This is a genomic window from Clostridium sp. CTA-7, assembly GCF_054768095.1.
In genome coordinates this window covers 1-3,439 of sequence record NZ_BAAAAV010000019.1, presented here as the reverse complement: position 1 = coordinate 3,439, position 3,439 = coordinate 1, and the positions used below count along the sequence as shown (strand labels likewise).

At 32.7% G+C, this 3,439-nt stretch carries 3 protein-coding genes; all 3 read right to left on the bottom strand.

Features of this window, described 5'->3' with window-relative positions; translation table 11 throughout:
- The gene (locus ACYUEX_RS18560) at positions 1-948 is read right to left on the bottom strand and encodes an ABC transporter permease (RefSeq protein ID WP_411169004.1); all 948 of its coding nucleotides are present in this window, start codon (positions 946-948) and stop codon (positions 1-3) included.
- Entirely contained in the window at positions 948-2,039 is a 1,092-nt protein-coding gene (locus tag ACYUEX_RS18555) for an ABC transporter permease (RefSeq protein WP_460289456.1), read from the bottom strand. The genes ACYUEX_RS18560 and ACYUEX_RS18555 overlap by 1 nt, the downstream gene beginning before the upstream one ends.
- Positions 2,039-3,439, bottom strand: a 1,401-nt coding sequence (locus ACYUEX_RS18550; protein ID WP_460289455.1) for an ABC transporter ATP-binding protein, incomplete at its 5' end; no start/stop codon positions are given. The genes ACYUEX_RS18550 and ACYUEX_RS18555, both read right to left, overlap by 1 nt.

Genomic DNA, 3,439 nt, shown 5'->3' with positions numbered 1-3,439 from the left:
TTATCTCTTACCAGCATCAAATGGTTCACCAGAAGCCTTTGGAGCTTGTGATGATTTAGAGAATAGTACTAACGCTATTAAAGTAACAACGTATGGGAAAATCTTTAATAATACACCTGGTATAGATGCTAATGATGGTATAACTTGAGATACGTTTGCTATAGTTGAAGCAAATCCGAAGAATAAAGTTGCTCCTAGTATCCCCATAGGTTTCCATTGTCCAAATATTAATGCTGCTAAAGCTAGGAATCCAAGACCAGCAACATTTCCGTTAAACTCACCAGAATATGTTACTAATATTATAGCTCCACCTAAAGCTGATAATCCTCCAGATATCATGACACCTATATATCTCATTTTGAATACGCTTATACCAGCTGCCGCTGCCGCTTGCGGATGTTCCCCACAAGCTCTTAATCTTAATCCAAAACTTGTTTTATATAATAAGAATACACTTAGTATTAAAATTGCTATTACAAGCCATGTTGTTGCATAAGTTTTAGTAAAGAAAAGTGGTCCTATTACAGGTATATTTGATAATACTGGTATATCTTTTGGAATAAATCCATTTGTTACTCTTATATTACCACTACCTGTCATATTTCTTGCTAAGAATACTGTTAATGCTCCAGCTATCATATTTATTGCTGTACCACTAATTACTTGATTAGCATTTAAGTTTATACTTGCAAATGCATGTAATAAGGARAATAAAACTCCTGCTAAAGTTGCAACTAAAAGACCTATCCATAAAGCCCCTGCAACTCCGTTTGCTTGTAGTTTTGATACTGTTAATGCTCCAGCAAATGAACCTATTATCATAAGYCCATCTAATCCTATATTTATAACTCCACTTCTTTCACAGTAAAGTGCTCCTAACGCTGTTATTAAAAGAGGCACTGTAAAAGAAATTGCATATGGAAAAATTTGTTGTATTATGCTCCACATTATTTTTCCACCACCCTTTCAGCAGAACTATTTTTACCTTTTGAATCGTCATCTTTTYTTGATTTTTTAAATCTTTTTATTACTTTATCCATTATCATACTTGTTGCTGCAAAGTAAATTATTGTTGCCATTATAGTGTCTGCAAGTTCTGGTGGTACCTTTACCGCAGCATTCATAAATCCTTTTCCAACATATAGTACTCCAAAGAATAACGCTGAGAAGAAAACTCCAATAGGGTTACTTGCTCCAAGTAATGCAACTGCTATTCCATCAAAACCTTGAGTTGGCATAACTCCTATTTGCATTATATTTGCGTTACCTGTATATTGTATAGCACCTGCAAGACCTGATAATGCTCCAGCTATCATCATAGAAATAATTATATTTCTATTAACAGGCATACCAGCATATTCTGCTCCAAATCTATTAAATCCAACAGCTTTTAATTCATATCCTAAAACTGTTTTATTTAATATAAACCAAACAACAAAAACTGCTATTATTGCTAAGAAAATCCCTAAATTTATATATGATCCACTAAATATACTTGATAACCAAGAAGCTCTTAAAGTAGCTGTTTCTGGTAACATTCTTGATTCAGTTTCTAAGAATTCTCCCTTAAAATATTTTGGAATGTTATAGTAAACTATCCAATAAGCTATCCAGTTCATCATTATTGATGATACGACTTCGTGAACGTTGAATTTAGCCTTTAATAATCCTGGAACTGTAGCCCATACTGCTCCTCCTATAATTCCTACTAATACAACTATAGGAACAAGTAAAGCTTTAGGTAAATCCAGTGTTAAACCTACAGCTATTGAACAAAATCCTCCAAATAGCATTTGTCCAGGCGCCCCTATATTAAATAATCCTGTTTTAAATGCAAAGGCAACTGAAAGTCCTGTAAGCACTAATGGAGTTGCAGTAGCTATAGTGTTACCTATTCTTTCTAAATTCATTAATCCGCCTTTAAATAAATACTCGTACCCTTCAACAGGATTAAATCCCATGATTACCATTAATATGGCACCTGCAATAAGACCTAAGATTACAGCCATTACAGATTTTAAACCTTGATTTTTTTCCATTAGCTTTCACCTCTCTTTATTCCTGCCATCATTAATCCAACTTCGTTTTCGTCTGTTTCAGAGGCATTTACTACTCCTATTAGTTCACCATTGTTAACAATAGCAATTCTATCTGAAACATTTAGTACTTCATCTAATTCTAGTGATACTAAAAGTACAGCTTTCCCACTATCTCTTTGCTCAACAAGCCTTTTGTGTATGTATTCTATTGATCCTACATCTAACCCTCTTGTTGGTTGAACAGCTATTAATAAATCTGGATTTGATTGAACTTCACGTCCAATAATTCCTTTTTGCTGATTCCCACCTGATAAAGATCTAGCCATAGATTTTCCACCTTCACCTGATCTTACATCAAAGGTTTCTATAATGTTATTTGCATATTCTGTTATTTTACTTCTATTTATAAGTCCATTTTTAGAAAACGGTTCATTTTTATAAACTTTAAGAACCATGTTATCTTCCATAGTATAATCAAGAATTAGTCCTCTTTTATGTCTATCTTCTGGAATATGTGCTATTCCATCATCAATTCTATCTCTTATTGAAGTTTTAGTAATATCCTTTCCGTTAAAGAATATTGCTCCACTTTCTATTTCTCTCATTCCCGTTATAGCTTCAACTATCTCAGTCTGTCCATTTCCTTCTACACCAGCTATACCAACTATTTCTCCTTTTCTTACTTCTAAAGAAAAGTCCTTTAATCCTAATACTTTTTTATTATTTTTAACTGATAAATTTTCAACTCTTAATACCTCTTCCCCTGGGGTTGAAGGTTTTTTATCTACTTTAAAGGATACTTGTCTACCTACCATCATTTTTGCCATATCAGCTTCAGTAGTAGTTTTTACATCAACTGTTCCTATACATTTACCTCTTCTTATAACAGTACATCTATCTGCAGCGGCTTTTATTTCTTTTAGCTTATGTGTAATTAATATTATTGATTTACCTTCTTTTATAAGGTTTTTCATTATTTCAATTAAGTCTTCTATTTCTTGAGGAGTTAAAACTGCCGTTGGCTCGTCGAAAATAAGCACATCAGCGTTTCTGTATAACATTTTTAAGATTTCAACACGTTGTTGCATACCGACAGATATATCTTCTATCTTTGCATATGGGTCAACATTTAAGCCATAAGTTTTTGATAAATCGTCTATTCTTTTAGCTGCACTTTTTACATCAACTGTTAAGAATTTTTTTGGTTCAAGACCTAATATAATATTTTCTGTTACAGTAAAGTTTTCAACTAGTTTAAAATGCTGATGAACCATACCTATTCCTAAATCATTTGCTACATTCGGACTAGAAATTTTCACTTCTTTTCCATTTACTTTTATTATTCCAGCCTCTGGTTGATACATTCCAAATAACATTCCCATTAATGTAGATTTACCAGC